The sequence below is a fragment of the Borrelia crocidurae genome (assembly GCF_000825665.2).
Taxonomy (GTDB): domain Bacteria; phylum Spirochaetota; class Spirochaetia; order Borreliales; family Borreliaceae; genus Borrelia; species Borrelia duttonii.
Map to the genome: position 1 here is coordinate 415585 of NZ_LN609267.1, position 4946 is coordinate 420530.

Consider the following 4946-nt stretch of genomic DNA (forward strand, 5'->3'; position numbering starts at 1 on the left):
TTTTTATCTTGTTCTAATAAAAATGACAAATATGGTATTGTCCTAGATTCAAATAATAGAGAAAAATTACCAAACGGATCTCTTGTAACAATAGAGAACATTAATCAATACAAAAAAGCAACAATAAATTACAATGGAATAAAATTTATTGTACATAAATTCACAATAGAAAAATTTCAAACAAAAAAGGAAGCAGAAGAATTTCAAAACAGTATCCAACCATATATAAATAAATATGCTATAAGCAAAAAAGATCTCTTACCTCTAAGAACATCTCCAGATAATTACAGAGAAAACATAATACATAGGATACCAAAAGAAACCATACTTAAAATAATACATATTGGAGAAACGACAGAAGCAGGTTCACTTAAAGGAAAATGGCTATATGCATTAACAAAAGATGGTCATAAGGGTTATGTTTTTGACTATGCACTTGAAGTTTTTGATAATATTCCTGGGAAAATACTCACACATTCATTAGATCAAACATCACAAGACAATGTAATTCATACATTTAAAAACATAAAATATTTAAGACCACTTTATTATGAAAAAATGATTGCAAATAATACTTATAATAAAAATCTACTAAAAAATGAATATGGATTATTTTTTACTCAACAAAACAAAATAAAAATCAACATACCCGAATTAAACCTAATTTTTAAATTTGATATAATTGAGGAAGTAAAACCTAACGGCTTTTTATTTAAATCAAAAAACTCAAAGGAAGATTTTATCCTGATAGTAAAAAGCAACCAAAATTACTACAAAGCAATCATTCAAGTTAAAGAAAATCAACTGGAATCAAATTTCGTCATAATTGAACAAAACATCGAAAAAATCATACTTGAATCTGAAAGACAAAATCAAAACCTTATAAACAAATTAACTTCTTACGAAAACTTAACAAATACACAATATGGAAATATTAAATTTAATAAAGATAAAACCTTTGTTTGGGAAATAGATAACAAAATTTACAATTTACCAAGTTCAGGAACATTTGAAATAATAGGATTTAGTCCAAATTTACAAATATCATATAAAAACGCCCTAAAACTTATAAATGAGGAAGGAAAAGAATATTTTTGTTTAATAGACTATACAAATAATGCCTTACAACTTATATTTATATCTCCAAAAAACGTAGAAAACAAATTGATAATAACAGACGATAAAGACAAAATTGCAGTTATTATATTTAATAACAACTCCTCAAATCAAGATATTATTACAAAACAGTTTCAAAAAACTATTTAAAGGTCAAAATTAATGAAAATAATATTTATAATACTCTTAACACAATTTATTACATCCCTAAATGCAAATGAAACTATAAAAACAATAAAGGAACTATCAAAAACAGTTTATAATTTTAATAACCAAGAATACACAATAAATAAAGAAAAGTTAGACAAATTAATAGTATTAATGCTATAAATAATAAAAATATCTTACAAGAATTACAAAAAATAAAAAATGAATTTTTAATTACATCTATATATTTCCAAAATATAAAAGGTACCCTAATAGCTATAAATCTTGCTGCACAGATAAACTTTAGATATAAAGTATCTCCTTTATCAATTGCAATAATTAACAATGATTTTAAAACTACCAAAATACTAATAGACTATGGTATTAAAATCAACAACATAGATGAAACAAAACATTCACCAATATTTTGGGCAATATATCTTAACAATGAAAAAATATTCAACCTTTTAAAAGAACAAGGAGCTGATCTAAGCCTAACTCTTAAGAATGGAAAAACACCTATACAAGCTGCAATAGAAATTGAAAATATCAATTTGATTGAATTATTGCTTAAAAAAAATGTCTACATCAGCGATGAATACAAAAAAGAAATTAAAAATTTAAAAAATCAAAACATAATAAATATCTTTAAAAAATATAAAACAACATAAATATATGACATATAAACTTTTTCACATAACACAGTATTGATATACATTAATGATAAGAAAATGCAATATCAAATTTATATTTACAAAAAATCTAGTAAAATTTATTATACTATTAATTGTGATTTTGCAAATTCAAAAAGGAACAATATATGAATGAAAAAATAAAATTTTTTCTCACCATTCCCATTGGAATATTATTTGGATTATTCCTGCCATCTGAAACTTATAATGCACTCTCACATATTTTCATAAGGTTAACTTATATTTCTTTAATTCCTTTTTTAATATTTGCACTTCCACTTGGAATAGAAAACATTATAGAAAATAAAAAATTCAAAAGGTTGTTTGGCAAAATAATCTATTATGGAATTTTAATTAATATTTCAGGAGTAATTATAGCCATAGCTGTTTCAACAATATACCTACCACAAAGAATTCCAATATTAGATAAAAATATTCAAAATCAATATTTATTTGATAAAAAAATATTTCTTGAAACATTCTTTCCAAAAAATATTTTTACCATATTTACAAATAGTAATCCAAATCTTTTAAATATTTATTTAATTTCAATCATTATTGGTGCCAGTTTTTATTACGCAAAACAAAAAGGAAGAATCGCAAAAGAGCTGCTTTTAAGCATGTCCAATCTTTTTTATAATACAAATGATATTATTGTTAAAATATCACAATTTGGAATTATTTTTATAACAGCAGCATATGCTGTTAACTTAAAAAATTTTAAGAACTATCAATATTATATAAATAGCATAATTTTTTTATCATTATGGACAGGAATTATCATTCTAATAATAATTCCAATGATTAGCTACCGATTAACTAAGAATTTTAAATTATCGTACAAAAATATATTAACATCTCTACACAACATAATATTTGCGGGCTTAACAATGGATACTTATGCGCCCTATTCTCTTTTAATAGAAAACATTAAAAATGAAAAAATAAATATAAAAAAATCCATAATAATAAACATACCAATAATAAACTTTATGTCTAAATTTGGAACAATCTTCATTTCAACAATTTCTTTCTTTATTATTTTAAAATCCTACTCTAGTTTACCTATAACAATCTATGAAATAAGCTATATGAGTATATTAGCATTCATCTCCATTTTTGCATTTCCACATATTCCTAATAGTTTAATTTACATAATTACAATGCTATGCTCAACTTATACAAAAGGAATTGAACTTAGTTACTCAAACATCATACCAATCCTTCCAATCCTAACATCGCTAGCTATAATGATTGACTTTACTTCCAGCATTGCAATAATGCAAACAATAGACTTTAATGACTCAAAATATACTTAATATCTTAATAACTAAAAAATAAAAATTTAATAAGCCCTTGCAAATAAAACAAAATGCTTGGCTGATGTATTGCAATAAATACAAGTTACATTGTCTAAAGATTTATCTTGAAAATCTTCTGGAATACATCGTATTGTAGCCTTTGTATCATTTTTAATATTTTCTTCACAAACTTCATTTCCACACCATGAAGAGAGTACAAATCCTAAATTATCGTTAATACAAGTCTTAAAAAGACCATAATCATTCTCTTTAAAACCAATAATTTCTTTGGTATTTGAATTTCTAAATTCTAACGCTTTATTAAATAATTCACACTGCATAGTCTCAAGTTCCTCTTTTATTTTAGGTAATAACTCTTTAAATGATACTTGATACTTAGAATTTTTATCTCTATCTCTTCTTGCAACAGTGACACAATCCATTAAAATATCATTAGAACCTATCTCAATTCGTATTGGAATCCCCTTAAATTCTGAAGCAGCAAATCTAAATCCTGGTGAATTCTTAAAATCTTTATCAATCTCAACCCTAAACTTTTCCTTTAGTAAAATATCAAAAATAGTAGTCGCATATTCAAGAATTTTTTTATTAACATCATCATCTTTTTTAAAAATAGGAACAATAATAATTTCTATTGGTGCTATCTTAGGAGGTAAAATCAAACCTTTAGAATCAGCATGAACCATAATCAATGCCCCAATTAACCTAGTTGAAACCCCCCAACTAGTGGCAAAAACATAACTCATCTCACCGTTTTTATTTTGAAATTTAACATCAAAAGCCTTGGCAAAATTCAATCCCAAATAATGTGATGTTCCTGCTTGCAAAGCTTTTTTATCTTGCATTAACGCTTCAATTGTATAAGTAGACACAGCACCTGCAAATTTTTCTCTTTCTGTCTTCTTACCATAAAATACAGGAATAGCCAAATAATCTTCAACAAATTTTTTATAAAGATTTAAAATAAACAAAGCTTCCTCTTGAGCTTCATTAGAAGTCTCATGAGCAGTATGTCCCTCTTGCCACAAAAACTCAGTAGTACGAAGAAATGGCTTTGTCCTTTTTTCCCAACGAATAATATTTGCCCATTGATTTATTTTAATAGGTAAATCTCTATAAGATTTTATCCATTTACTATACATATTCCAAATAATTGTCTCAGAAGTAGGTCTTAAAACCAAAGGTTCTCTCAATTCTTCACCCCCAGCTGTTGTTACAACAGCAAGTTCTGGAGAGAATCCCTTAACATGCTCTTTTTCCCTCTCTAAAAACTCATAAGGAATCAGTAATGGAAAATATGCATTCTCATGCCCACTCTTTTTAAACTTATCATCAATTACACTCTGAATTCTCTCCCAAATAGCATATCCATAAGGCATAATAACCATACAACCCTTAACAGGACTATAATCAACAAGTTTTGCCTTTTGTACTATATCCAAGTACCATTTAGAAAATTCCTCTTCTCTTGAAGCAATAAAATCACTCATAAACCACACCTTCCCTAAAAACTTAAAACTTAACTATAAAGACACAATATAATTTAATCTTAAAAGCAAAAATCTACTTTTTACAATAAAGGATATCATATATATTAATTCCAAGATCAATATTCTCTAAGTTTTCTGACTTTTACACATACCATAATTTTTAATTAATAATGCAATAT

Annotated in this window: 3 protein-coding genes and 1 pseudogene; 3 read left to right on the forward strand and 1 reads right to left on the reverse strand. The window is 25.5% G+C overall.

The features are described 5' to 3' along the window. The 3 genes and pseudogenes from BN1173_RS02015 to BN1173_RS02025 form a co-directional block, all read left to right on the forward strand. Positions 1 to 1266 (forward strand): hypothetical protein (locus BN1173_RS02015; RefSeq protein WP_040236294.1); only part of this gene is annotated, 1266 nt, incomplete at its 5' end. Positions 1267 to 1278: 12 nt separating this feature from the next. Then, a pseudogene (locus BN1173_RS02020) lies at positions 1279 to 1934 on the forward strand (ankyrin repeat domain-containing protein). Between the two features lie 149 nt (positions 1935 to 2083). Further along, a complete protein-coding gene (locus BN1173_RS02025; RefSeq protein ID WP_040236296.1) occupies positions 2084 to 3274 on the forward strand; it encodes a dicarboxylate/amino acid:cation symporter in 1191 nt (396 codons plus the stop codon). Positions 3275 to 3300: 26 nt separating this feature from the next. On the opposite strand, the gene proS is transcribed toward BN1173_RS02025, so the two are convergent. Beyond that, positions 3301 to 4767, reverse strand: a complete 1467-nt coding sequence (proS, locus tag BN1173_RS02030) for a proline--tRNA ligase (RefSeq protein WP_040236300.1) — start codon at positions 4765 to 4767, stop codon at positions 3301 to 3303. Positions 4768 to 4946 lie beyond the last annotated feature (179 nt).

Excerpts from the sequence above, each read along its gene's own strand:
- BN1173_RS02025 (WP_040236296.1), top strand. The coding sequence starts at position 2,084 with ATGAATGAAAAAATAAAATTTTTTCTCACCATTCCCATTGGAATATTA.
- proS (WP_040236300.1), bottom strand. The coding sequence starts at position 4,767 with ATGAGTGATTTTATTGCTTCAAGAGAAGAGGAATTTTCTAAATGGTAC.